28 protein-coding genes, 1 tRNA gene and 1 pseudogene are annotated in these 22763 nt (G+C 60.5%); 18 read left to right on the forward strand and 12 right to left on the reverse strand.

The features are described 5' to 3' along the window. Positions 1-24 precede the first annotated feature (24 nt). The 7 genes from hisD (at position 25) to Tal182_RS03155 (ending at position 3785) form a co-directional block, all read left to right on the forward strand. On the forward strand, positions 25-1320 hold the full coding sequence (gene hisD, locus Tal182_RS03125) for a histidinol dehydrogenase (protein WP_085858038.1): 1296 nt from the start codon (positions 25-27) through the stop codon (positions 1318-1320). An 8-nt stretch (positions 1321-1328) separates the two neighbouring features. Further along, on the forward strand, positions 1329-1802 hold the full coding sequence (locus Tal182_RS03130; protein WP_011423949.1) for a UPF0262 family protein: 474 nt from the start codon (positions 1329-1331) through the stop codon (positions 1800-1802). Then, positions 1799-2284, forward strand: a complete 486-nt coding sequence (locus Tal182_RS03135; protein WP_170965870.1) for a low molecular weight phosphatase family protein — start codon at positions 1799-1801, stop codon at positions 2282-2284. Before Tal182_RS03130 ends, Tal182_RS03135 begins: the two co-directional genes overlap by 4 nt. Before the next feature lie 123 nt (positions 2285-2407). Next, positions 2408-2626: a translation initiation factor IF-1 gene (gene infA / locus Tal182_RS03140; RefSeq protein ID WP_003545338.1), complete on the forward strand. Its 219-nt coding sequence runs from the start codon at positions 2408-2410 to the stop codon at positions 2624-2626. A 36-nt stretch (positions 2627-2662) separates the two neighbouring features. Beyond that, complete coding sequence (locus tag Tal182_RS03145) at positions 2663-3283, forward strand: Maf-like protein (RefSeq protein WP_011423951.1); 621 nt, start codon at positions 2663-2665, stop codon at positions 3281-3283. Positions 3284-3315: 32 nt separating this feature from the next. Further along, positions 3316-3528, forward strand: coding sequence for a DNA gyrase inhibitor YacG (gene yacG / locus Tal182_RS03150; protein WP_085860796.1), 213 nt, complete (start codon positions 3316-3318; stop codon positions 3526-3528). A 181-nt stretch (positions 3529-3709) separates the two neighbouring features. Further along, positions 3710-3785: transfer RNA gene (locus Tal182_RS03155), tRNA-Phe, on the forward strand. A gap of 54 nt (positions 3786-3839) precedes the next feature. Here Tal182_RS03155 and Tal182_RS03160 read toward each other — a convergent pair. Then, positions 3840-4024: pseudogene (locus tag Tal182_RS03160) on the reverse strand (integrase); the annotation flags it as partial. Between the two features lie 513 nt (positions 4025-4537). Between Tal182_RS03160 and Tal182_RS03165 the strand changes: the two are divergent. From Tal182_RS03165 to Tal182_RS03175, 3 genes are all read left to right on the forward strand, one after another. Continuing rightward, on the forward strand, positions 4538-4729 hold the full coding sequence (locus tag Tal182_RS03165) for a hypothetical protein (RefSeq protein WP_085858040.1): 192 nt from the start codon (positions 4538-4540) through the stop codon (positions 4727-4729). A gap of 95 nt (positions 4730-4824) precedes the next feature. After that, positions 4825-5619 carry a DUF4145 domain-containing protein gene (locus tag Tal182_RS03170; RefSeq protein ID WP_085858041.1) on the forward strand — a complete coding sequence of 265 codons (795 nt, stop codon included), beginning with the start codon at positions 4825-4827 and terminating at the stop codon, positions 5617-5619. A 23-nt stretch (positions 5620-5642) separates the two neighbouring features. After that, on the forward strand, positions 5643-6479 hold the full coding sequence (locus Tal182_RS03175; protein ID WP_125461453.1) for a hypothetical protein: 837 nt from the start codon (positions 5643-5645) through the stop codon (positions 6477-6479). Between the two features lie 457 nt (positions 6480-6936). On the opposite strand, the gene Tal182_RS03185 is transcribed toward Tal182_RS03175, so the two are convergent. From Tal182_RS03185 to Tal182_RS03205, 5 genes are all read right to left on the reverse strand, one after another. Further along, positions 6937-7758, reverse strand: a complete 822-nt coding sequence (locus tag Tal182_RS03185) for a hypothetical protein (RefSeq protein WP_085858044.1) — start codon at positions 7756-7758, stop codon at positions 6937-6939. Positions 7759-8050: 292 nt separating this feature from the next. Continuing rightward, complete coding sequence (gene nhaA / locus Tal182_RS03190; RefSeq protein ID WP_085858045.1) at positions 8051-9232, reverse strand: Na+/H+ antiporter NhaA; 1182 nt, start codon at positions 9230-9232, stop codon at positions 8051-8053. A gap of 175 nt (positions 9233-9407) precedes the next feature. Then, a complete protein-coding gene (locus Tal182_RS03195) occupies positions 9408-10025 on the reverse strand; it encodes a YceI family protein (protein WP_085858046.1) in 618 nt (205 codons plus the stop codon). 38 nt (positions 10026-10063) lie between these two features. Next, positions 10064-10879, reverse strand: a complete 816-nt coding sequence (locus Tal182_RS03200) for an arylamine N-acetyltransferase (protein ID WP_245344803.1) — start codon at positions 10877-10879, stop codon at positions 10064-10066. Positions 10880-10966: 87 nt separating this feature from the next. Further along, positions 10967-11428: a cupin domain-containing protein gene (locus Tal182_RS03205; protein WP_085858048.1), complete on the reverse strand. Its 462-nt coding sequence runs from the start codon at positions 11426-11428 to the stop codon at positions 10967-10969. Between the two features lie 285 nt (positions 11429-11713). On the opposite strand from Tal182_RS03205, the gene Tal182_RS03210 reads away from it, so the two are divergent. The 6 genes from Tal182_RS03210 (at position 11714) to Tal182_RS03235 (ending at position 16257) form a co-directional block, all read left to right on the forward strand. Next, a complete protein-coding gene (locus Tal182_RS03210; RefSeq protein ID WP_082240262.1) occupies positions 11714-12199 on the forward strand; it encodes a pyridoxamine 5'-phosphate oxidase family protein in 486 nt (161 codons plus the stop codon). Next, positions 12196-13548, forward strand: a complete 1353-nt coding sequence (locus tag Tal182_RS03215; RefSeq protein ID WP_085858049.1) for a GAF domain-containing protein — start codon at positions 12196-12198, stop codon at positions 13546-13548. The genes Tal182_RS03210 and Tal182_RS03215 overlap by 4 nt, the downstream gene beginning before the upstream one ends. Before the next feature lie 198 nt (positions 13549-13746). After that, positions 13747-14034, forward strand: coding sequence for a DUF2282 domain-containing protein (locus Tal182_RS03220; RefSeq protein ID WP_085858050.1), 288 nt, complete (start codon positions 13747-13749; stop codon positions 14032-14034). A gap of 62 nt (positions 14035-14096) precedes the next feature. Next, positions 14097-14984 carry a DUF692 domain-containing protein gene (locus Tal182_RS03225; RefSeq protein ID WP_085858051.1) on the forward strand — a complete coding sequence of 296 codons (888 nt, stop codon included), beginning with the start codon at positions 14097-14099 and terminating at the stop codon, positions 14982-14984. Between the two features lie 2 nt (positions 14985-14986). Then, a complete protein-coding gene (locus Tal182_RS03230; protein ID WP_085860799.1) occupies positions 14987-15763 on the forward strand; it encodes a DNA-binding domain-containing protein in 777 nt (258 codons plus the stop codon). Beyond that, the gene (locus Tal182_RS03235) at positions 15760-16257 is read left to right on the forward strand and encodes a DoxX family protein (protein ID WP_085858052.1); all 498 of its coding nucleotides are present in this window, start codon (positions 15760-15762) and stop codon (positions 16255-16257) included. The genes Tal182_RS03230 and Tal182_RS03235 overlap by 4 nt, the downstream gene beginning before the upstream one ends. Positions 16258-16377: 120 nt before the next feature. Here Tal182_RS03235 and Tal182_RS03240 read toward each other — a convergent pair whose 3' ends face one another. Beyond that, entirely contained in the window at positions 16378-16698 is a 321-nt protein-coding gene (locus Tal182_RS03240) for an ATPase inhibitor subunit zeta (RefSeq protein WP_157700389.1), read from the reverse strand. 159 nt (positions 16699-16857) lie between these two features. After that, on the reverse strand, positions 16858-18114 hold the full coding sequence (locus tag Tal182_RS03245) for an arsenic transporter (RefSeq protein ID WP_085858053.1): 1257 nt from the start codon (positions 18112-18114) through the stop codon (positions 16858-16860). Between the two features lie 236 nt (positions 18115-18350). Here Tal182_RS03245 and Tal182_RS03250 point away from each other — a divergent pair, with 236 nt between their 5' ends. Further along, positions 18351-18578, forward strand: coding sequence for a hypothetical protein (locus Tal182_RS03250; protein ID WP_064800627.1), 228 nt, complete (start codon positions 18351-18353; stop codon positions 18576-18578). 76 nt (positions 18579-18654) lie between these two features. On the opposite strand, the gene Tal182_RS03255 is transcribed toward Tal182_RS03250, so the two are convergent. Next, complete coding sequence (locus Tal182_RS03255) at positions 18655-19248, reverse strand: TetR/AcrR family transcriptional regulator (protein ID WP_085858054.1); 594 nt, start codon at positions 19246-19248, stop codon at positions 18655-18657. Positions 19249-19415: 167 nt separating this feature from the next. On the opposite strand from Tal182_RS03255, the gene Tal182_RS03260 reads away from it, so the two are divergent. After that, complete coding sequence (locus Tal182_RS03260) at positions 19416-19808, forward strand: RidA family protein (RefSeq protein WP_085858055.1); 393 nt, start codon at positions 19416-19418, stop codon at positions 19806-19808. Between the two features lie 35 nt (positions 19809-19843). Here Tal182_RS03260 and Tal182_RS03265 read toward each other — a convergent pair whose 3' ends face one another. The 3 genes from Tal182_RS03265 to Tal182_RS03275 are packed head-to-tail and all read right to left on the reverse strand — an operon-like array spanning position 19844 to position 22762. Then, positions 19844-20782, reverse strand: a complete 939-nt coding sequence (locus tag Tal182_RS03265) for a dihydrodipicolinate synthase family protein (RefSeq protein ID WP_064800630.1) — start codon at positions 20780-20782, stop codon at positions 19844-19846. 10 nt (positions 20783-20792) lie between these two features. Beyond that, positions 20793-21746 carry an oligopeptide/dipeptide ABC transporter ATP-binding protein gene (locus Tal182_RS03270; RefSeq protein WP_085858056.1) on the reverse strand — a complete coding sequence of 318 codons (954 nt, stop codon included), beginning with the start codon at positions 21744-21746 and terminating at the stop codon, positions 20793-20795. Beyond that, on the reverse strand, positions 21743-22762 hold the full coding sequence (locus Tal182_RS03275; RefSeq protein WP_085860801.1) for an ABC transporter ATP-binding protein: 1020 nt from the start codon (positions 22760-22762) through the stop codon (positions 21743-21745). Before Tal182_RS03275 ends, Tal182_RS03270 begins: the two co-directional genes overlap by 4 nt. Position 22763 lies beyond the last annotated feature (1 nt).

A 22763-nucleotide genomic window follows, 5' to 3' on the forward strand; every position in this document is an offset into this window, starting at 1 on the left:
TCGAGTTGAGAAGGAATATAGCTCTTGGCAATCTGGCTGGATCACGCATCGGAAGGTTTCGAGCAGCATTTTGCCGCTTTTCTGACGACGAAGCGCGAAGTGTCCGAGGATGTGAACGCCGTCGCCCGCGCCATCATCGATGATGTCAGGGCGCGCGGCGATGTGGCGCTGGCCGAATATTCGCTGAAGTTCGACGGCATCGATTTCGCCGCCGTGCCGATGCGCGTGACGCCTGAGGAGATCGACGCCGCGATCGAGGCGGTGCCCGCCGAAGTGCTGGGCGCTCTGAAGCTCGCGGCATTGCGCATCGAGAGCCATCATCGCCGCCAGCTGCCGAAGGATGATATCTACGAGGACGACATGGGCGTCGGTCTCGGCTCGCGCTGGACGGCGATCGAGGCGGTCGGGCTCTATGTTCCCGGCGGCACCGCGAGTTATCCGAGCTCTGTTCTGATGAATGCCGTGCCGGCCAAGGTCGCTGGTGTCGACCGCATCGTCATCGCCGTTCCCGCGACCGGCGGCGCCGTCAATCCGGCGGTGCTTGCCGCCGCCAAGCTTGCCGGCGTGACCGAGATCTATCGTGTCGGCGGCGCCCAGGCGATCGCGGCTCTCGCTTATGGCACCGAGACCATCGCTCCCGTCGCCAAGATCACCGGTCCCGGCAACGCCTATGTCGCCGCCGCCAAGCGCCATGTCTTCGGCACCGTCGGCATCGATATGATCGCCGGCCCCTCCGAAGTGCTGGTGATTGCCGATAAGGACAACAATCCTGATTGGATCGCCGCCGACCTTTTGGCGCAGGCCGAGCACGATGCCAGCGCCCAGGCGATCCTGATCACCGATAATGTCGAATTCGGCAAGGCGGTGGAGCAGGCGGTCGAACGCCAGCTGAAGACGCTGAACCGCGCCGAGACGGCAGCGGCAAGCTGGCGGGATTTCGGCGCGGTCATCCTCGTTGCCGATCTGAAGCAGGCCATTCCGCTCGCCAACCGCATCGCAGCCGAGCATGTCGAGCTCGCCCTCGCCGATCCCGACCGGCTGCTCGACGGCATCCGCAATGCCGGCGCGATCTTCATCGGCGCTCATACGCCCGAGGTCATCGGCGATTATGTCGGCGGTTCGAACCATGTGCTGCCGACGGCGCGTTCGGCGCGCTTCTCCTCCGGCCTGTCGGTGCTCGATTTCGTCAAGCGCACCTCGATCCTGCGCCTGGGGCCGGGTGAGTTGCGCACCCTCGGCCCGGCGGCGATCGCGCTTGCCGTCTCCGAAGGTCTCGATGCCCATGCGCGGTCGGTCGCGATCCGCCTCAACCTCGATTAGGTGAGGGCATGGCGGCGGGCGATTTCCGGCTTTGCGACGTCGTCCTCGACGATACGATCGGCCGTTCGACGCCCGATGTCGAGCATGAACGCGCCGTCGCCATCTTCGATCTCATCGAGGAGAACAGGTTCGAGCCGCTCGGCCATTCCGGTGGTCCTTACCGGCTGAACATCTCGCTGATGGATTCGAAGCTGGTCTTCGCCATCAAGACGGAAGAAGGCGGCGATGTCGCCACCCATATCCTGTCGCTCACCCCGTTCCGGCGGATCGTCAAAGATTACTTCATGATCTGCGAAAGCTATTACGAAGCGATCCGATCGGCGACGCCAAGCCGCATCGAGGCGATCGATATGGGCCGGCGCGGCATCCACAATGAAGGCTCGCAGACGCTGAAAGACAGGCTGGCCGGCAAGATCGAGGTCGATTTCGACACCGCCCGGCGCCTTTTCACGCTGGTCTGCGTGCTCTACTGGCGCGGATGACGGCGATGGAGCTCGCCGCCGACGTCGGGGACGCAAAAAGGCCAGGCGCCATCCTCTTCATGTGCGGCCTGAACGCCATCCGCTCGCCGATGGCCGAAGCGATCGCCCGTAGCATTCTGCCTGCCAATACCTATATAAGGTCCGCCGGCGTTCGCGCCGGCGAGCGCGATCCGTTCGTCGATGTCGTGCTCGACGAAATCGGGCTTTCTCTCGGGCGCCGCCAACCGCAGACGCTGGAAGAACTCGAAGACGATTATTTCGATCTGATCATCACGTTATCGCCGCAGGCCCATCACGCCGCACTCGAGCTGACGCGGTCGAACGCGATCGACGTCGTCTACTGGCCGACCATGGATCCGACGGTCGTCAGCGGCACGCGCGAGCAGATACTGGACAGCTATCGCGAGGTTCGCGATCACCTGGCCGGCCTCATCGAGAGCCGGCTGCTCAAGCGAAATGGCATTGCCGCGCAATCGGCATGAAAACAAATAAAGGAAAGCCTGATCAACAAGGTTCACAAACCTGCGTTGATTGTGTAGTTTCCGCCCAAATTTTAAAGGCGCGCGTTGCGCTGCCTCTGCAACCCACAGGAAGAAAACCACTATATGCCGAAAGAAGAAGTCCTCGAATTCCCGGGAATCGTCACCGAACTTCTGCCGAATGCGACGTTTCGCGTGAAGCTTGAAAACGAACACGAGATCATCGCTCATACCGCCGGCCGCATGCGCAAGAACCGCATCCGCGTTCTCGCGGGCGACAAGGTGCTTGTGGAAATGACGCCCTACGATCTGACCAAGGGCCGCATCACCTATCGTTTCAAGTAAGTCTGCCCGCTCCCGTCCGCCGATGGTCGAGGTTTCATGGCGCTGAAATACAAGCTCATTCTGGCCTCGGGCTCGCCCCGCCGCGTCGACCTGCTCAACCAGGCCGGCATCGAGCCTTCGCGCCTGATGCCGATGGATATCGACGAAACGCCGAAGAAGTCGGAGCATCCGCGTTCGCTCGCCCGAAGGCTGTCGGCCGAGAAAGCCGAGGCAGCACTTGCCGCCATCAAGGGCGATATCACCTGGAAGGGGAGCTATATCCTCTCCGCCGATACGGTGGTCGCCGTCGGCCGGCGCATTCTCGGCAAGGCCGAGTTCGCCGACGAGGCGCTGAGTTCGCTGCATCTCCTGTCGGGACGCAACCATCTCGTCTATACCGGCATCTGCCTGGTGACGCCGGATCGCAAGATTCGCCAGAAGATCGTCGAGACCAAGGTGCGCTTCAAGCGGCTCTCCGGTTTCGAGATCGAGAACTACCTAGCCTCCGGCCAGTGGCGCGGCAAGGCGGGCGCTTACGGCATCCAGGGCCTTGCCGGCACTTTCGTGCAGAAGATGGTGGGCTCCTACACCAATGTCGTCGGCCTGCCGCTATATGAAACCATTCTGCTTCTGACCGGCGAGGGCTTCGATGTGCATAGCCGGTGGCCCGAGGGCTGACCCACGGCGCCATGCTTTAGGACGGACCGATGATGCCCCAAGACAAGAAAGCCGCCGCCAAGGTCGAACCGCTGCGCAAGACGCGTCCTTGCCCGGAATGCGGCAAACCCTCGAACCGAGAACATTACCCCTTCTGCTCCAACCGCTGCCGTGAGGTCGATCTCTCCCGCTGGCTGACCGGCTCCTACGCCATTCCGGTGGCCGACGACGAAACGAAGGCCGATTATCCCGACGAGGAAAACTAGCAGATTTCCTCCCCGAAGCTCTTATTTTTCCACATGAATCGGCAAAATTGGCAAGACCGTCAAAAAAGAGTCATTTGACGCTTGCCATGGGCGAACAAGATGCTATAACCCCGCTCGCTTCCGGGGCGAACCAAGGCCCCCGCAGTTCTTTTCATCAAGAGCACCGCAGCGAAGCAGGTTGGCCCAGGTAGCTCAGTTGGTAGAGCAGCGGATTGAAAATCCGCGTGTCGGTGGTTCGATTCCGCCCCTGGGCACCATTCAGTTTCGATCCATCCTAGACTCATAGGTTACGTTTTATTCCTAAGATAAAGCTAACGCTTTGGACCGAAAGGGTTCGGCAAAGGTTCAAGCCGGCTCGTCTCATCATCGAAATATCCCAGATCGTAACCCATAAGCTTGTCGGCCAGATATGGTCTTCGACCTGTTTGATGCCGACGGCCTGACCGGCGAAGACCCTGCTGAGATTGATCTTCTTCCGCTTGTAGCAGATGCGTCCGCGCGCCAGCGGCGATGCTGCCGATGTGCCCATGTTAATGGTGATCGACTTTCGTGGCAAAGAGTTACGGTGATTCGCGCTTGCGCCCATCAAGTTCACTTTCTCACAAGCCTAAACTGTGGAATTCGGGGACTGTCGCGGCCAGATAGCCACCTTTCCCAAGTATTTTCATGTGCTTAGTGTTTCAGGTGAAACACCCTGTTTTTAAACAGCTTTTATTTGTGGGTGATGAAAAGTCTATTTGCTGCAAATGCTTACTGCATGCACCCGTTCCACAGGTGTTAATTTTCAACCCCTTGACGGAAACATGGCGTTTACACTTTACTTTCCTCACTGATCGCCCACGCGGCGAGCAGGGCACGAAAAAAGGCCGGGGTTGCACCCCCGGCCTCGTGTCGAATAAACCGAATGCTTCGATCGGCAGACAGCTCACCCGATAACGCCCTCAAGGATACTTGGGGAGGTTGGCCTGTCAAGCCGATCGAGGTTTCCTAACCCATAGGGAACTCGAAAATGAAACATACGAATTATCGACTCACTCTTGATGATGCCGTCCAAGTCTGGCTGCATAGCTGGAACGGCGAATATCAGCACGAAATTGCCTTCCGCTTCGGCGTGAACCAAGGCCGTGTCAACGAAGTGCTGAAGGGTAAGCGCCATCCCGGCAGCGAGCAGATCGCCCGCGAAAAGCGCGATCTCCATTAAGTGAAGGTGCCTGCACCCGTACCTGTTGGAAGCGAAGTTCCGCCCGCCGGCCCTCCGGCGGGCTTGCCCAAGCAAACTCGATAGATGGAAAAAAGATGAGCGCGCGATATTCCGAGCCGAGGATAAACAAATCGGAATTTAACTGCCCACACTGTGGGGTGCGCGCAACGCAGCATTGGCACAGCCTTTATCAGGACCGAAGCGAGAAGGGAGAAGCGCCCTTACGCCACACAAAAGAGAGTGCGGACGAGCTACTTGCGAGGGTAAAGCAAAAAGGGCCGGATGATCCGCCCGAACCTATGGTGAAAGAATTGTACCGACGAGCCGGACGGGAAACCTTCTTCGGACTGCCCAGAAGTGACCTCTACGGCGCCCGCATAGTCTGGAACATGAACGCCGCCGAATGCAATCACTGCGGTGACATCTCAGTATGGCTTTATTCTCAGATGATCTACCCGGCCGGTAGCGAAATTCTGGCCCATGACGACATGCCCCGGGCTGTTAAAGAAACCTTCACAGAGGCGGCGAAGATTGTTTCCGCTTCGCCCAGGGCATCGGCAGCTCTGGCGCGCCTAGCTCTCCAGCAACTATGCAAGGAACTCGGCTGCAAGAAGGATCAGCTACACGAGCAAATCGGCGAGTTGGTCGCAAAAGGGCTCAGTCCAGATATCCAAAAGATGTTGGACTCTGTTCGCGTCATTGGGAACAACGCTGTGCATCCTGGTGAGATCGACTTAAAAGACGATGAGCCGACAGCACGTTTTATCCTGCAGTGCCTCAACCGCATTGTTCAGCGCCTAATTACCGAGCGCGTCGAGGTCGACGCCCTTTATGCCCTGTTGCCTGAGGGTGCACGCAAGGCGATCGAAAAGCGAGATGCTAAAACGTAATGATGCGATGGTGGATCACCGGCATGAAATCCCTTCAAGCTTATGTCATGAACGCGCTTTCCGATTTCCTCAAACCCCAAGAACACGTCTCGATTTTCTCATTCGACTATTGGAGCAGTGCGAACGGGATTACAGTCGCGTCAACATTGATCGCTGCAGTGCTCGGCGCCGTATTTGGAACACTTGGAACGGCCGCCATCTCGTGGTGGCTTGCAAAACGCACTGCCACTGAACAACTACGCCGCGACGAAGCGGTAAGGATTGAAAAGGACAAGGCGATCGCGCTCGAGATGTTCGTCAAGGCAATGACGATTACCAACCAGCTCTACTCGGTCCTCGGCCTCGTCCTTAATATGCTTCAGACAGCTGAGAAGAATGGCGTCGGTGATCTGGACCTTTGGCAGAAAGTGCTACCGATGTCAGGCATAACCAGCAATCCTGACCGTTTCACTGCACAGGAAGCGGCGGTTTTGATCGGCGGGAAAGAATTCGACGTTCCCAACAACCTGTTTCTTCTAGCGGAAAAGTACGGCAGCCTCACCGACAGCATTAATAGGTACTCGGAGCGCCGACTGCGTCTAACCGATTTGCTTTCGGCAGAAATCGAGGTTGGTGGCCTTGGTTCATCCCGACTTTCGAAAGAACAGTATAAGCGTTATCAAGGGAAAATGTACGAATTAAACGATATGGCAGCACAGATCTGCCAAGCCCTGCCAGAAGATTTCGAGTTTTCAAAGGATGTAACTGAAAAGATAGGTCCAACATTCAAGAAAGTGCTGAGTGACGACGATTTTCCGACTGCTGTTTTCCCTGCTGAAGCTGAAGCGCGCTGCGTCGAATTTCGGAAATTTCTTGGTTAAACGGCAAGGAGGAAACCATGAGGGAAGTGTGTATCTACACCATTGACGGCGAGCTGCGACTGTTCTCCAATCCCTCGGGGAAGGTAACGGTCGCGTTCATGATCCAGCGGGCAACGCGGTCATCGAAAGGAGAAAGAATCTTCTCCTCAAATTGGCCGCAGGATCAACTGATTTACGAAATAGCTGAAGATGAGTGGGTTTGTGGGCTGATAAGGAATCTAAATTGTCGGCAGGAGTGCTCCCCGCACCCCTGAAGCTCGCTTATTGGAACTGGTAGCGTTTGACCGCGGCGCATGTGGGAACGGTCGTTTAGCCGAAATAGGAATGCGCCGCCAATTCATTCCTTTGAACTGCAACGCATTGTCGTCAATGGAATCGGTGGACTGAGACTGCAATGACCGAGGGGATTTATGCGGCGCCGACGCTGCCTGATCCCGGCGCGATCACAAGCATGCATCTACTCGATACTCGCCAAAACCTCGGAGATAACTGAGAATTTCGTGGCCTGCCAGTGTCTGTAGTCGAGGACGAATCTCTCGGAAACCCAGCAATCCCCGCTCATTTGGGTAGCCTCCCATCCCAGCAATCCCTGATTTTGCGCGGCCGCCAGCAATCTGCTGGCATGACTGCGGGAAATGACATATTCGGCCGCGGTCAGTCGTGCAGAGACATCGCCCACCCAAGTGCGTTCACCTACGACCGGTGCCAGTGGCACACGCGACATGAGGTCGTGCAATATGTTGCTTCCGGATTCGGACCTTACGAACAGCGCAACGCTTTCGGGCGGGCTATACCAATCCGGATGGTTAAACAGCCGACATGCAATACGCGGCTGAGCGCGATACAGAATTGTCTCATCCGCCTCCGACCACCGACAGCGATCTCCCGCGCCTATGCCGTCCAAGGAACGAAGGTGCCCCTCGAACCATTGCCGGATCAAGGTTTCAGCATAGGCGCTCGCCTGTAACGGTTTGGCGCGCCGATCCGTCGTCTCCACCGGCTCGAATAATTTGTAATACGCCATCTCCTTCATATGTGCGACGACGGTGTTGTGGCTGGCGATGTGGTTCTCGACCAGAAATTTTGCGAGGTTGGAAGCGGTCAACGGGGGGCAGGACGGGTTGAGCTTCCGCTCAAAATGCAATGCCAACGCCGCCTGGCTGAGCAGCCACTTCTGCAGATCGGCAACATAACGCACTATTCTCGGCGCTCTGCGATGGATTGCCAGTAGCTCGGAGGCGGATTCACGCAGAGCAGCGGCAAAAGCGGCGTCCGTCATGAGATCTTCAACACTGTAGCCGCGGCATCTATTCTGCAGTGAGGCTGAACGTAAAGGTATCGACATTTAAAACCGAAGTGTAAGCGATGCTGGTTCGGGATAATAAAAACAGCGAATAGACAAATGTCACTGCTAGGCCAGCGACTGGCCGACTTTATCGAAAATTTGCGTACAATTCGAGCAAGCTTTTGTTGCAGATGTTTGACCCCAAAGCTTTGACTGGAGGTCTCTTTCGGCCGAAACAAAGGGCGCTGTCGGCCGGGTTCTTCATGGAGAACTGCAGCCCGCTCTCTCAGGATCGGCGATTGAATGTTGCGAGCATCGCCGCGCCGACCAGACCGGACAGCAGAGACCCCAGCAGGATGCCCATCTTCACGTGGTCCTGGACGCTGGGATCGTTGAATGCAAGCAGCCCGATGAAAAGGCTCATGGTGAAACCTATGCCGCAGAGGGCGGCCACACCGGTCATCTGCCCCCAGCTCGCCTTGGCGGGAAGGTCGGCGAGACCGATTTTGACGAGCAGGAAGACCGTGCTGAGAACGCCGACCAGTTTTCCAAGCAAAAGTCCCGCCGCCACGCCGAGGGTCAATGGCTCCGTCAGCGTGGCTGCCGAGACGCCGGAGAAGGAGACGCCGGCATTGGCAAAGCCGAAGATCGGAACGACGATGAATGCGACGGGCTTCTGTAGGATGTGCTCGAGATGGTGCAACGGCGACTGCTCGTGGCTCGCCTCGCGCGTTCCCGGCGTTGCCTTCAACGGAATCGTCAGTGCGAGAAGAACACCGGCCAATGTCGCGTGGATTCCAGACGCGAAGACGAGCACCCAGAGCACGGCGCCGAGCAGCAGATACGGCCACAGCTTCAGAATCCTGGCCCGGTTCATGCCATAGAGCGCGGCGAGCACCGCCGCAGCCCCTGCAAGCGCCAGCAAGTTGAGATCGCTCGTGTAGAACAGCGCAATGATCATGACAGCCCCCAGGTCATCGATGATCGCCAGTGCCGCCAGGAAGATCTTCAACGAGGCAGGCACGCGCGGGCCGAACAGGGAGATGACGCCCAGGGCGAATGCGATGTCCGTCGCCGTCGGGATCGCCCAGCCACGCAGGGCGGCCGGGTTTTCCCGGTTGAACAGGATGTAGAAGAGGGCGGGGAAGAGCATGCCTCCCAGTGCCGCCGCACCCGGCAGAATGCGGCGACTCCAGCTGGAGAGCTGGCCGTCCAGCATTTCGCGCTTGATCTCGAGCCCGACGAGGAGGAAGAACAGCGCCATCAGCGCGTCATTGATCCAGTGCAGCAGGCTGAGCGGCCCTAGATAGATGTGAAGAGCGTGGAAGTAACCCTCTGCAAGCGGTGAGTTCGCCGTCACGATTGCAGCCAAGGCGACTGCCATCAGCACGAGACCGCCTGAAGCTTCGCTATCGAGGAACTGGCGAAGGGTGGATCGGATGAGACCCGGAGAGATAGGCTGCGACACCGGTCAGCGCTCCCTGTGTTTTGGAAGGTTGATCTTCAGTCTCCGTCGATTTCGGGAAAGCCCGTGGCGCACGCAGCACACGCCATCCCTGCAAGATAAAGGGGTCGCATCGCCATTTCCAGCGAAATCGGCAAAGAGGCGCAGGTCCGTTGGACCTGCCGCCCCGCTTCGCTTCTCACTGGAATGAGTAACCAGCCGGCACCATCTGCGTTTCTATCGCGAAGGTGACGATGTCGCCGAGTTCGGGGATTGCGAAATCCAGTCCCCATTCGCTGCGACGGATGCTGCCGGTCGCCGAGAAACCGATCTTCGGGACGCCCATCATCGGGTGCTCCGCCATCGAGCCGTTGAAGGTGACGTCGAGTTTTGCCGGGTGCGTCTCGCCGCGCAGGGTCAGGAGGCCTTCGACGGTGCCGGTCTTCTTGCCCGTCACATGGATCGTCCTGGAAACGAAGGTGATCGGCTTGGCTGCAAGGAAGCTCTCGTCTCCACCGATCTCCGCATCGAAGTTGACCTTCTCAGGCCATGGATAGTCGGTGCGGACCGAAAGCGGATCGATCGTGACCGAAAGCGTCGAAGTTTCCGGCTTTTCCGGCTTCCATTCGAGCCGCGCATCGACTCCGGTAAAGCGCGCCGTGTAGTGGGACAGGCCGGAATGGTCGAACGACCAATTGAAACTCGAATGCGAGGGATCGGTCTTGTAGGCTCCGCCCGGCGCAGGATCGGTGGCGGCGGCAAGGGCGAAGGTCGTGCTCAAGGTAAGAGCAAGGGCGAGTGCAGTTATGCGAAACATTGATAATTCCTCGGATGTGAAATGATGAGGTGTCGGGCTCACGCCGCCTTGTCGCGGCGGATCGTCTGGAGGCGCTCCCAGACGCGGTCGGGCAGGGGGATGTCGAGATCGAATACTGTCTCGAACGTGTCGCCGAGATGGCTGGCGCTCGTAATGCGCTCCTCGCTGAGGCTGTTCGCCGTCACACGGCGCAGACGGTCGTCCTGGAGGGCGACGTAGCCGTCCGCCGTATGCCGCAACACCGCGAGCGCATTGGTGAACGGAGAGCCGGGATCTTGCATCAGCCAGCCTTGTGTTGCGGCCATCGCGGCTTCGTCGCTGTGGTCGAGCCGGAAATCGAAGCTTTTCGCGATACCGAGCACATGATTATTGAAGCGCAGCCAGCTCCCGTCGGCCGGCATGATGGAGAAATCGAAGCCGCGTTGGCTGATCGGCCCGGCCACAAGCGGCACCGGCTCGATGATGGCGTCCGCTATGCCGACCTCGGCGAGATAGGGATGCTCGAGATCGACACGCAGCGTCAGATGATTGCCGATGGCGATGTCGCCGAGCTTTTCCCGGTCGACGGCGCCGCAAAGGCGGGTCACACGGAAGCCGAGTGCCGCAAGCGCGGCGCCGAAGAGGCCGTTCATCTCATAACACCAGCCGCCACGCCGCCTCTCGACCATTTTGGCGAATGCCGCAGCCGGGGTGATCGCGGAGGGCCATCCCATGAAGGCGTCCAGTGCCTCCCATGTAAAACTCATGAGATGGGCGCGATGCAACTGCGACAAGCTGTCGATGTCGAGGCGCGACGGCCGCCCGACGCCGATCCGGGCCAAATAGGCATCGAGCTGCGCGGCTGTCAGGGTCATTGCGTTTTCGTTCGACGGTACATGTGTCATCGTTCGGTTTCCTTTCAAATGGACCGTTGCTCAGTTTCGGGACGTGTTTCTGGTGGTTCAGGCGACCTTGCGATCGTCCTCGGGTGGGAAGGTCAGGCCGAAGCCCCTGGCGATCGAGGCGATCTGCTCGGGTGTTTCGGGCTTGCAGAGTTCGACGATCGGAAAGAAGCTCTCGAACCCGCCCGGGGTGACGACGACCATGAGGCGGCCCTCCGTCTGTCCCACATTGCGGAACCGGTGCGGCACACCGCGCGGCAAAGCGATAGAGCCGCCTTCCGTGAGTTCGACATAATCGCCGGCACACCAGAAGCCGAAGCGGCCGGAAAGAACGCGGAACAACTCGTCCTCGCGCTCATGCACATGTAGTGGCGGACCTTCGCCGGGCAGCACGCAGGCTTCGAACATGCCGAGCGAACCGCCAGTATTGCCCGCCATAAAACGGATGACATGCGTGCCGAAAGCCATTGCCGGCAACCCATGCCCCGGCGGCGAAACTGCCGCATGATCAAACTTCTCCATTTCTCTTTCTCCAAATTCGTCCCGCATCGACCGCCGGCGGTTTCGCCTGCGGCAAAACGCAGAGATCCGTGCCCCGCTCCGGCATGCGGGGCGGGCGCGATTGTCTTTCGCCCGGCGGCACGGGGCCGCCGAACACTGGGGTATGGTGATAATCGAGGCCGTTCAGCCGGTACGTCGTTTCTATAGCGCAGCGAAAAAAACGGCGTTCCTAAATGAATGTGCAAGCCGTACCGGGAATCCTAAAAGTTTGCTAAGGAGGATTGGGGCAAGCAATGGGGGACGGCAGTGAGGCTTGACGACAGGCTTCTCGATTTTTTCAACAGGCCGCTGATGTGCATCATCGCGGCGGCCGACGAGACCGGCCGTCCTTCGGCGGGACGCGGCGTCGGCTTCCATCTTCTGGAAGACCGCGAAACGATCGACGTCATCTTTTCAGCCTGGCAGTGGCCGCGGCTCGAAATCGGAATCCGGCAGACCGGGCGGGTTGCCGCCACCTTCGTAACCCCCGCGGATTATGTAAGTTTCCAGCTGAAGGGGAGCGCCGGCATGCAAGAGATCCAGAGTTCTGACCTCGCTCGCGCCGATCATTTCATCACCGCGGCGACGAACGAGCTCGAATCGCTCGGCGTCCCCCGGCGTCTTATCGCGCCATGGCTGACGGCGCGCGAGGCGCGGGTCGCCAGGCTGGTGATCAGTGAGATATATGTCCAGACGCCCGGCCCGCTCGCCGGCATGCTGGCGGGCACCCATGTTGGCGCGCGGTCCCAATGAACCTGCGGCTTTCCGATCTTTCCGCCTGCTTCGAGGGTGTCATTCCCTCCATCATCGCCACGGCCTCGGCCGACGGCATGCCGAACATATCCTATCTCTCCCATGTGGTGCGGGTCGATGAGGAGCATGTCGCGCTCTCCAACCAGTTCTTCGCCAAGACGGCGGCGAATGTGCGCGCCAATCCAAAGGTCACGCTGATCCTGGTGGACGGGTTCACCGGCGATCAGTTCCTGCTCGACGTCGGCTTCGTTCGTTCGGTCGATGCCGGCGCGCTGTTCGACAAGATCGCTCGCCAGCTCAAGGCGAGCAGCGCGCAGATCGGCATGTCGGATGTCATGCGGCTGAGGAGCGCCGATATTTTCCGGGTGTACGGAATTGAGAAGGTTCCCTCGCCGGTGGAAACAGCTTCGCCGCCGAGCAGCCGGGCGCCTGTCAGCCTCCCTGATCTTTCCAAGGCGATCAAGGCGATCGAGCGACAGTCGGAGGCCGATGAGATCATCGACAGCCTGCTCGTCGGCGTCAAGCAAGTCCTCGGATGCGGCAATGCGCTCGTGCTCATCCACGACAGCCATCGCGGCTGCCTGATCACGATGGGCAGCATCGGCTACGAGCGCTCGGGCCTCGGATCCGAAATCGCAGGCGGCGACGGATTGATCGGGGCTGCGGCAGCGGGTGGACAGGCGATCAAGGTCAGTGACATGAGCCGTGTGCGCCGGTTTGGCGAAGCGATCGGTCTGGAGGCGGAAGGGGCTGAAAATACGACGCGCACGATCGCTTTCCCGCATTTGCCGACGGCAATGAGCCAGATTGCCGTTCCCATGATCGCCGGCGGCGCGGTGACGGGCGTGCTCTTCATCGAGAGCACGGAGCGACTCGCCTTCCGAGAAGAGGACGAAGCTGCTCTCGAGATACTGGCGGGACAGGCTGCCGGCGCCCTCAGGGCCAGCGAGCGCGCAGCGGCTGCCGCCGAACAGAGACCTGCGACCAGCACGCCCGAGCCTGTTGCCGCCGGCCGAGAAATCCGCGTTGTTCATCACCGCTTCGATGACAGCGTCTTCATCGATGGCACTTACATCGTGAAGGGCGTTGCCGGCACTCTGCTGCGCCTGATGCTCGACTGGCATCTGAGCGACGGCAGAAGCGAGTTCACCAACCGGGAAATGCGGTTGACGGCCGGCGCACGCATGCCGGAGATCAAGGACAATCTCGAAACCCGGCTCTTGCTGTTGCGCCGCCGGCTCGAAGAAAAGCAGGCGCCCATCCGCCTCGCGCGCGTCGGCAGGGGCCGTGTCAGGCTGGAGGCGGAAGGACCACTGGTCCTTGAAGCCGTCACAGGTGAATACCCATAAGCTGGGTGCCGCGAAATCCTCCGGCGCGCCTGCGCCAAACGAGCGCCGCCACCGTCCCACGAACAAAACCATACCATCGTGCGAAGGCCGATCACCAATTCGTGTTCGTTATGCCTGTAACAAGCGGGATCGTCGTCTCGAAAGAGGGATTACGCGGCCGATGACCGGTGCGCGGATCTTTGCAAGAGGAGACCATCCATGAACCGTTCCACTCTCAGCCTCGCCCTCGCAGGCTCGCTCGCCACTGCGATTTCATCTGCTGCCTTCGCCGCACCGCTGCCGGCGGAGAAGATGGTGGGCAAGGAGAAATGCTATGGCATCGCGCTCAAGGGTCACAATGATTGTGCCGCCGGTGCCGGCACGACCTGTGCAGGTACATCGACGATGGATTATCAGGGCAACGCCTGGAAGGCCGTCCCGGCCGGTGCCTGCGTCAGCATGAATGTCAACGGGCACATGGGTAAGCTCGAGCCGACCAAAGGCTGACCGGAAAGCGGAGGCCCGATGCCCGGGCCTCCAACTTTTCTCGTCAAATCGGGAGAATTGCGATGACCGCTTCAACAAACCGACCTGTCCTCCTGCCTGCACGGGCCGGCCTCGGTCTAAAGCCCGAGCATTATGACACCATTCTGGTCGATCTGCCGGACGTCGGCTTCTTCGAGGTCCATGCCGAGAACTACATGGGCGCAGGCGGGCCGCCGCATCGCTATCTCCAAGCCATCACGGAACACTATCCGCTGTCGCTGCACGGCGTCGGCTTATCGATCGGCGCGGCGCGTGGGCTCGACAAGGCGCATCTGAAGCGGCTTCGCAGCTTGCTCGACCGCTATCGGCCTCAGAGCTTTTCCGAACATCTGGCCTGGTCGACGCATGACACGGGATTTCTCAATGATTTGCTGCCGCTGCCCTACACGGAAGAAACCCTGGCGCGAGTCGTCGACCATGTCGATGAAACGCAACAGGCGCTCGGGCGACAACTGCTGCTGGAAAACCCTTCCACCTATATACTGTTCGCCGACAGTACGATCGATGAAGTGGATTTTCTGGCGACGATCGCCGAGCGGACGGGCTGCGGCCTTCTGCTCGACGTTAACAATGTAATGGTCTCGGCGGTAAACCACCGGCTTGATGCCACCGCCTATATAGATCGTTTTCCGGTCGAGTTCGTCGGTGAGATTCACCTTGCCGGTTACGACGAAACCGTCGACCCCGCCGGCGACCGGCTGCTGATCGACGCGCACGCGACGGCGGTGAAGAGCGACGTATTGGCGCTCTACAAACATACCCTCGCGCGCACCGGCGCACTCCCAACGCTGATTGAATGGGACAATAATGTTCCGGATTTCGCCACACTGTATTCAGAGGCAAAACGCGCGGATGCGATGCTCGCCGCCGAAACGTCTTGCCGCGGCGCGCGCCGGAATCGGGCGGCGTGACAATGGATTTCGCAACCCGCCAAACCGCCTTCGCCGATGCCTTGCTGCATGCCGAGCGGCGGGTGCCGGAGGGCATCATCAACGCACGCGGCAAGCCCGACGCGGCGCGGTTTGCCGTATACCGCAACAATGTGTTCGTCGGGCTGACAAAGGCGCTGGCGCAACGTTTTCCGGTGACTGAGAGGCTCGTCGGGTCGGAGTTCTTTTCGGCCGTGGCGCGAGCCTACGCCCAGGATCACAAGCCGGCCTCGCCGCTGGTCATGGAATATGGCGACGATTTCCCCGACTTCATCGCAGCTTTTGAGCCTGCGGGCACGCTTGTCTATCTGCCCGATGTCGCCCGGCTCGAGGCCGCCTGGACGGAGGCTTACCACGCCGCCGACAGCGCGCCTCTCGATCTTGCGGCACTCGGAGCCGTGGCGCCCGAGATGCTTTCGGACTTGCGGCTCCTCCCACACCCATCCGCGCACCTGATCCTGTCGAATTTTCCGGTTGGTTCGATCTGGAGCGCACATCAAGAGGAGATGGTTTCGCCAGTCTCCGACTGGGGCGGGCAAGCGGTCCTGGTCGTGCGACCGGAGATGTCGGTCAATGTTCATGTCCTGCCGCCGCGGGACGCTGTTTTTGCAGCCGCCTTGTTCAACGCCGCCACTCTCGGTGAGGCGGCAGAGGCGGCATGTGCGGCTGCCCCGGAATTCGATTTCGGAACGGCGCTGGTCGGCCTTGCCGGTCTCGGCGCGTTTAGAGCCTTTCAACAGTATAAAGGAAACTCCACATGAAAACCGAAGTGGCCCCTTCGCACGGCTTTGGCGCTGCCGCTGCCTCCCTCGTCACACGCGCGGAAGGCCTGCTCGCCTCAGTTCCCAGGTCGCTGCCGCTGCTGGCATTGCGTTTTGCGCTGGCTATTCCCTTCTTCAAGTCGGGGCTGACGAAATGGGACGGCTTCCTGACGCTTTCATCGGGCGCAAGATATCTTTTCGAGCAGGAGTTCAAGCTTCATATCTTCGGCAGCGCAGTCGCCTACCCGTTTCCTCTGACGATGGCGACGGCCGCCGGAATTGGAGAACTGGTTCTGCCAATTCTGCTGATCCTCGGCTTGGCCACACGCTTCGCTGCCCTCGGTCTGCTGCTGATGACGGCGATCATCCAACTCACCATCCCGGAGGGCTGGGCCAACTTTCACCTGCCCTGGGCGGCAATGGCGCTGGCATTGGTCGTGTTCGGCGGGGGCAAGATTGCGGTTGATCCGTTTGTCTTGCAGCGCCGCAAATGACGCGGCGGCCAGACGCCTCATCGCCCCGAGAAGGCGCTCAGCTGGCATGAGGGCCTGCGCTGGAGGGGAAGAGACGGCACGAAAGTGCCGGCAGCTTGGCGCGCATCACCCGGAAAGGCTTTAGCCGGCCTCGTCGAGAGACCTCGCCGCTTCAAGCAGAAGCTGCTTCATTTTCTCGCGAACCGTCTGAGCGCTGATTGCGACGTCCGCATATTGCAGGTCGCTGAGAATCTTTCTGAAGACGTTCTCATCTCCTGACTCCAGCAACTCGGCGGAAATGACTTCGTCGAAATAGACGTCGAAGTCGGTTCGTCCGATGAGCTCGGCCGCCCAGCGTGCCAGCAGCCGGTCGCGCCTCGCCTTGATATGGAACGAACGCTCGAGCTTCACGATGTACTCTTTCTCGAGTGCTTCTTCACGCTCGTCGATGATGCCCATCATCGATCCTCCCGCTGAATGGCCGTCAGTTGTTTGAATGCGTCGCATTCGCTGCGCAAGTAATCATTCTTGCTTTGGAAACTGCCTGCACGAAGGCCTCTCGCACCATTTCACCACATAATTGGGTAAATCAAAAAAGTTAGAGCGGTTCTGCGCTTCCACTCAAAACAAGAGGAGCGACCCCAGAGACAGAATGAGTGCGGGGACCATGACGACGGTTCCGAGTTTTAGAAACGTCCAGGCGCCGATATGCAGGCCTTCGCGGCGCAGGGCAGACAGCCACAAGATCGTCGCCAGCGACCCCGTCACCGACAGATTGGGTCCGAGATCGACGCCGATCAGCACGGCGCCGGCGATCTTGTCGGAGACACCTGCGGCCTGCACCACGCTGCCGGCAAGCAGGCCGGCAGGAAGATTGTTCACGAGGTTGCAGATCACGCCGACGAGCAGGCCCGCCACGCCGATCGCCTGCGATTGCGAGGCCGAGGCAAGCGCAGCCAGCTGATCGGAGAGAATGTTCGTCAGCCCGGTATGATCGAGCGATTCGACGATGACGAACAGGCCGGCGACCAGCGGCAGAACGCTCCAGCTGATGCCCTTCATCGTCTCGGCCGGGCTTTGCCGCGTCAGCATCAGAACGATCGCGGTGGTGATCGTGCCCGCAACAAAGGTCGGCACGCCGAGGTCGACATGCATGGCCGACGCCGTGATAAGAACGATGGCCGTCAGCAGGATTCCCCATCCCGCGAGGCGGGCGCTGCGGGAGAGGGGCGGTTGCTGCGTGTCGGCGGCAAGAGTGTCTTCTGCAAGGGCGCGGCGTTGCGTCCAGTAGAGGCAGAGGAACGTGGCGACGATCGAAATGATCGACGGCAGCATGAATGTCGACAGCCAGCGGGAGAGCGGCGGCATGTCTCCGCCGGCAAAGATCACGAGATTGGCCGGGTTGGAAATCGGCAGAACGAAGCTCGCAGCATTGGCGATGAAGGCGCAGATCAGCAGATAAGGCATCGGGTCTTTGACCCGCGCCGTCCGGCAGGCGGCATAGACGGCCGGCGTCAGCACCACGGCCGTCGCATCGTTGGAAAGAAAGACGGTGACAATCACGCCGACAAGATAGACGAGCACGAAGAGACGCCGGGGTGATCCTTGGGCGTACGCGATTGCAATGGAGGCGATCCAGTCGAACAGGCCTTCGCGCCGGGCAAGTTCGGAGAGCAGCATCATGCCGATCAGAAAGAGATAAACGTCGCCGCCCTTGGCGACGCCCGCCAGGGCATCATGGGGTCCAAGCAGGCGGAAGGCGAGCAGGAGCAGGGCGCCGAAGACGGCCCAGATCGCTTCCGGCCACCGGAAGGGACGGACGACGACGCCCATCGCAGTGAGGCCGGCGATCCCCCAGGTCATGGCATGTTCAGTCATTTGCAATCGCGTTCGGTTTGTGCGCGGCAGAACAGCCGCCACGGTCAGGCAAGGATTTTTGAGTTCGAATACATGTTTGCTCAGGCGGTGACAAATCCCTTTAGAGCGGTTCACCTTTTAACGGAAGCCGCTCGAGGGTATGCCGCCCTGCGCGTCGCGGGCGATTTGAGCATGTTACGGAACAATTGAGGCCGGATGCGGTTTAACTCACATCCGTGTCCCCGGCGGAGGCGACGATGTGGGCAGTTCTGATTGGTGCCGCGCTCATAATCGGCGGCCTTCTTTTTCTCCTTCGGCCGGCGCTTCGTCGAAAGCCGAGTGATCCCCACCTGATGCCGCAGGGCGGCGCCACGCTCGAACCGCGGCGCCAAGGCCTGAGGTTCCTCAGCTTGGCGCGCAACTGGCCGGCGATGGTTGTCATCGCGGTCGGCGCAATTCTTCTGGTTTTCGGGAGCTATTGGTGACAGACGATGGTGTGAGCCAATCCGCACTGCATCTCCCCCAACAAGATTCCCAGTTTGCCGCCAGTATCTCGGAAGCTCACGCGGACGTCTTGAGAAGGCCGGCAGCCAAGGCGTCGAAGGCCTCGACAGCTCTTGGCAACACATCCTGCGGCCGGTCACTCGCCGCGATCCAGAGGGCGGCATTGAGCGCAGCGCCGTTGAGCAGCCGGGCGGCTGCTTCCGCGTCGACCGGCTTGAGGGCGCCCTGGACGATCAGGCGCTCGATTGTCTGCCTGGTTGCCTGAAGACAACTGCTCTGGCTCGGCCATTGTGAAGGATCGCCCAGCACGGCAGGCCCATCGAGCAGGACGATGCGCTGGACCTCCGGATCAAGCGCCATTTCGATATAAGCTGCGCCCTCGGCGAGCAGGCCCTGCCAATCATCGCTCGCGCGGGCGCCGATCTCCTTTGCGCGCGACGCCATTTCCGTGTCGATCTGATCGACAACGGCGGCAAGCAGCCCACGCTTGTCTCCGAAGTTGTGGTAGAGCGCTCCCCGCGTCAGGCCGGCTTCGGCAGTCAACTCGTCCATCGAAGCGGCGGCATATCCCTTCTCGGCAAAGGCCTTTCGGGCAGCCGCGATCAGCTTCACACGATTTTCCTCCATCGTCTCGCTGCGTTTCTTTGCCATCTCATCTCCAATTTCACATACGGGCCGTATATAATGTTGACATACGGTGCGTATGCGATTATTTCACATACGCACCGTATATCACATGGCGAGGCGATCTGTGAAGCTCTTGCAAAGCCCTGCTGCGCTGGCGGTGTCTTATCAACGATGAGGAAGCGAGATCGACAATGAACCGACGCGAAGCAATCTTTCCGGCGAACAGACATGCCCTTTACGAGGACCATGGTTATTCGGCCGCCATCCGAACCGGCGATCTTCTGTTCGTCTCCGGCCAGGTCGGCAGCCGTTCCGATGGAACACCTGAACCGGACTTCCAGCGTCAGGTCCGGCTGGCTTTCGAAAATCTCAAGGCGACACTGGAAGCTGCAAGCTGTAGCTTTGACGACATAGTGGATGTGACGACGTTCCATACCGATCCCGAGAACCAGTTTGAAACGATCATGGCCGTCAAGCAGGAGATTTTCAGCAAGCCGCCCTATCCGAACTGGACCGCGATCGGCGTGAACTGGCTGGCGGGCTTCGATTTTGAGATCAAGGTCATCGCCCGCATTCCGGCATAATCCGGCAGGGCTCCGTTCGGTCCCCGTCTTGTCACCTACTGAGCGAAGAGCTCCGGGATGATCATGCGCGCATGATCGCGCAGACTTGCCGCTTCTTGCTCGTCGATAAAGCGGTAAGGCCATCTCAGCCTGGTGGTGACCGGACCCCAGTTGCCGATCGCAGCGAGCAGTTTGTCGAGCGCGGCATTTGAATAGCCGCGGTCACGGCGAAACGGGACGATGTGATCGTCCATGAAGGCGCAGATGCGGCTTTCGATATCAAGCGCTGCGTCCAGATTCCGGTGCATCAGCTCTGTCCAGGCTTGGGCGCCGCAGGGATGAAGACAGGCAACATTCGAAAACGCCCCGGCAGCAACGCCCTGCTTTATGCCGGTTGCGAGATGGTGGCCGGGAATGAACAGCGAAAATTCGGAAAGATGCGCTCGTGCCTGCGCATACCAGGCGTCGTCTCCATCGGCGATCTTCATCCCGACCACTGACGGGCAGGGACCGCAAACGTCACGGAGCTCGGCTGGCGACAGGACACGTTTCGCATGCGGCGGATTGTAAAGGATGAACGGGATTCCTTCCGCCGCCTCCGATGCGCGCTTCAGGAAATCGGTGGCTTCGAGATTGGTGAGCGGCCACCAGTCGGGAAGGATCACCTGGATCGCCAATGGCTTATGAAGAGTTGCGCGGCGCAGCCGATCGAGCATGATGATCGGATCCGGCTGGCAGGCGCCGATGACGAACGGCATTCCGGCCGCGCGGCAACGCGACGCCAACACGTCCTGAATTCGCTCGTACTCGGCTTCCGTCTGATTGTGGAATTCTCCCGCCGTACCGTTCGAATAGATGCCGTCGACGCCGGCGGCGATCAGTATGTCGATTTCCTCGGCGAGCTTTTCGAAATCGATGCTGTCGTCTTCGGCGATCGGTAGCAGCAGGCTAGCCCAGTTGCCCGCGATCGGGTGGCGGCGGGTTGTGGTGGTCATCGCACGTCCTTCAGTTCAGGTCATCACGGATGCAGGCCTTGAAATGCCCGGGCTGCATTTTGCGCAGCTCCGGCACGGTCTCGCCGCAGGCGGGCAGGGCGTTCGGACAGCGCGTGCGGAAGACGCAACCGCTCGGCGGATCGGCGGGGCTCGGAATATCGCCCTTCAGGATCTGGCGATCGCGCGGCGCATCGGGATCGGGCGAGGGGATCGCAGAGAGAAGCGCCCGCGTATAGGGATGCAGCGGCCTGGCATAAAGCTCGGCACTGGGCGCGATTTCCATGATCCGGCCGAGATAGAGCACGATCACCCGGTCGCAGATATATTCGACCACGGCGAGGTCGTGACTGATGAACAGCATGGTCAGACCAAGGCGCTGCTGCAGGTCGCGCAGAAGATTGATCACCTGTGCCTGGATCGAGACATCGAGTGCGGAGACCGGCTCGTCGGCGACGATAAATTCCGGCGCGAGCGTCAGCGCGCGGGCGATGCCGATCCGCTGCCGCTGGCCGCCCGAGAATTCGTGGGCGTACCGGTTGACAGCCTCCGGCGGAAGATCGACCTGTTCGAGCGCCCGGCGGGCGCGTTCCAATCTCTCTCTTGCCGTCCCCAGGCCCTGGATCTTCAATCCCTCGGTCAGGATTTCGCCGATCGTCATGCGCGGCGACAGGCTCGCGAACGGGTCTTGAAAAATATATTGCATCCGCGGCCGCAGACGCCGCATTTCGGATGAGGACAAGGTGGTGAGTTCGGCGCCATCGAAGCGGACGCTGCCGGCCGACGGCTCGACCAGCCGCAGGACCGATCGGCCGATCGTCGTCTTGCCGCTGCCGGATTCGCCGACCAGCCCGACGACCTCGCCCTTGCCGATATCGAAGGATACGGCCTGCAGAATGGTCAGTCTGGTCCCGCGGGACGTATAATGTTTCCCAAGGCCGCGGACGGAGAGAAGGGGTTCGCTCATCGGATCTCCTGCCAGCGAATGCAGCGGCTCTGGTGGCGCGGATTGACCTCGGCAAGCGGCGGCACAGCCAGGCGGCAGGCGTCGATGGCGAATTTGCAGCGCGGCTGGAAAGCGCATCCGGCCGGCATGTTCATCAGGCTCGGCACGACGCCAGGAATGGCCGCCAGCCTTTCACCCGCCTGCTTCATCCGGCTTGCATCGCCGAGTTTCGGCATCGAGGCCATCAGGCCGATCGTATAGGGATGTCTCGGATTGCGGAAAACCTCGGCCACTGGCCCGGTCTCGACGATCCGCCCGGCATACATCACCGCCACCCGATGCGCGATTTCGGCGACGACGCCGAGATTATGGGTGACGAAGAGCATGGCCATGCCGCGCTCGCGCTGCAGCCTCTGCAGGAGGGCCAGGATTTGTGCTTGGATAGTGACGTCGAGCGCCGTCGTCGGCTCGTCGGCGATCAGCAGCGTCGGGTCGCAGGCGAGGGCCATGGCGATCGTGGCGCGCTGGCGCATGCCGCCGGAGAGCTCGTGCGGATATTGACCGGCGCGGCGCCGGGCATCGGGAATGCCGACGCTATCGAGAAGGGCGACCGCCGCATCCATCGCGGCCTTCCGGTCCGCCCCGCGGTGGATGCGGATCGGCTCGGAAATCTGGTCGCCGATGGTGTAGACCGGGTTGAGGCTCGACATCGGCTCCTGGAAGACCATGCCGATATCATTGCCGCGGATGGCGCGCATCTCCTGTTCGCCGAGTGAGACAAGGTTGCTGACGCTGCCATTCTTGCGCTTCAGATCGATGCGGCCGGCGGCGATCGCGCCGATATTGCGGGTCAGGAGCCGCATGACCGAAAGGCTGGTGACCGATTTGCCCGAACCGGACTCGCCGACGAGCGCCAGCGTCTCGCCCGCAGCCACGCTGAGATCGATGCCGTTGACCGCCGTCACCTCGCCCGAGCGGATGCGGAAGACGGTCCGCAGCCCCTTGATGTCGAGAATGGTGGCGGCGCTCTGTGGCATG

Source organism: Rhizobium sp. TAL182 (assembly GCF_002117725.1).
In the GTDB taxonomy this organism is placed as follows: Bacteria; Pseudomonadota; Alphaproteobacteria; order Rhizobiales; family Rhizobiaceae; genus Rhizobium; species Rhizobium esperanzae.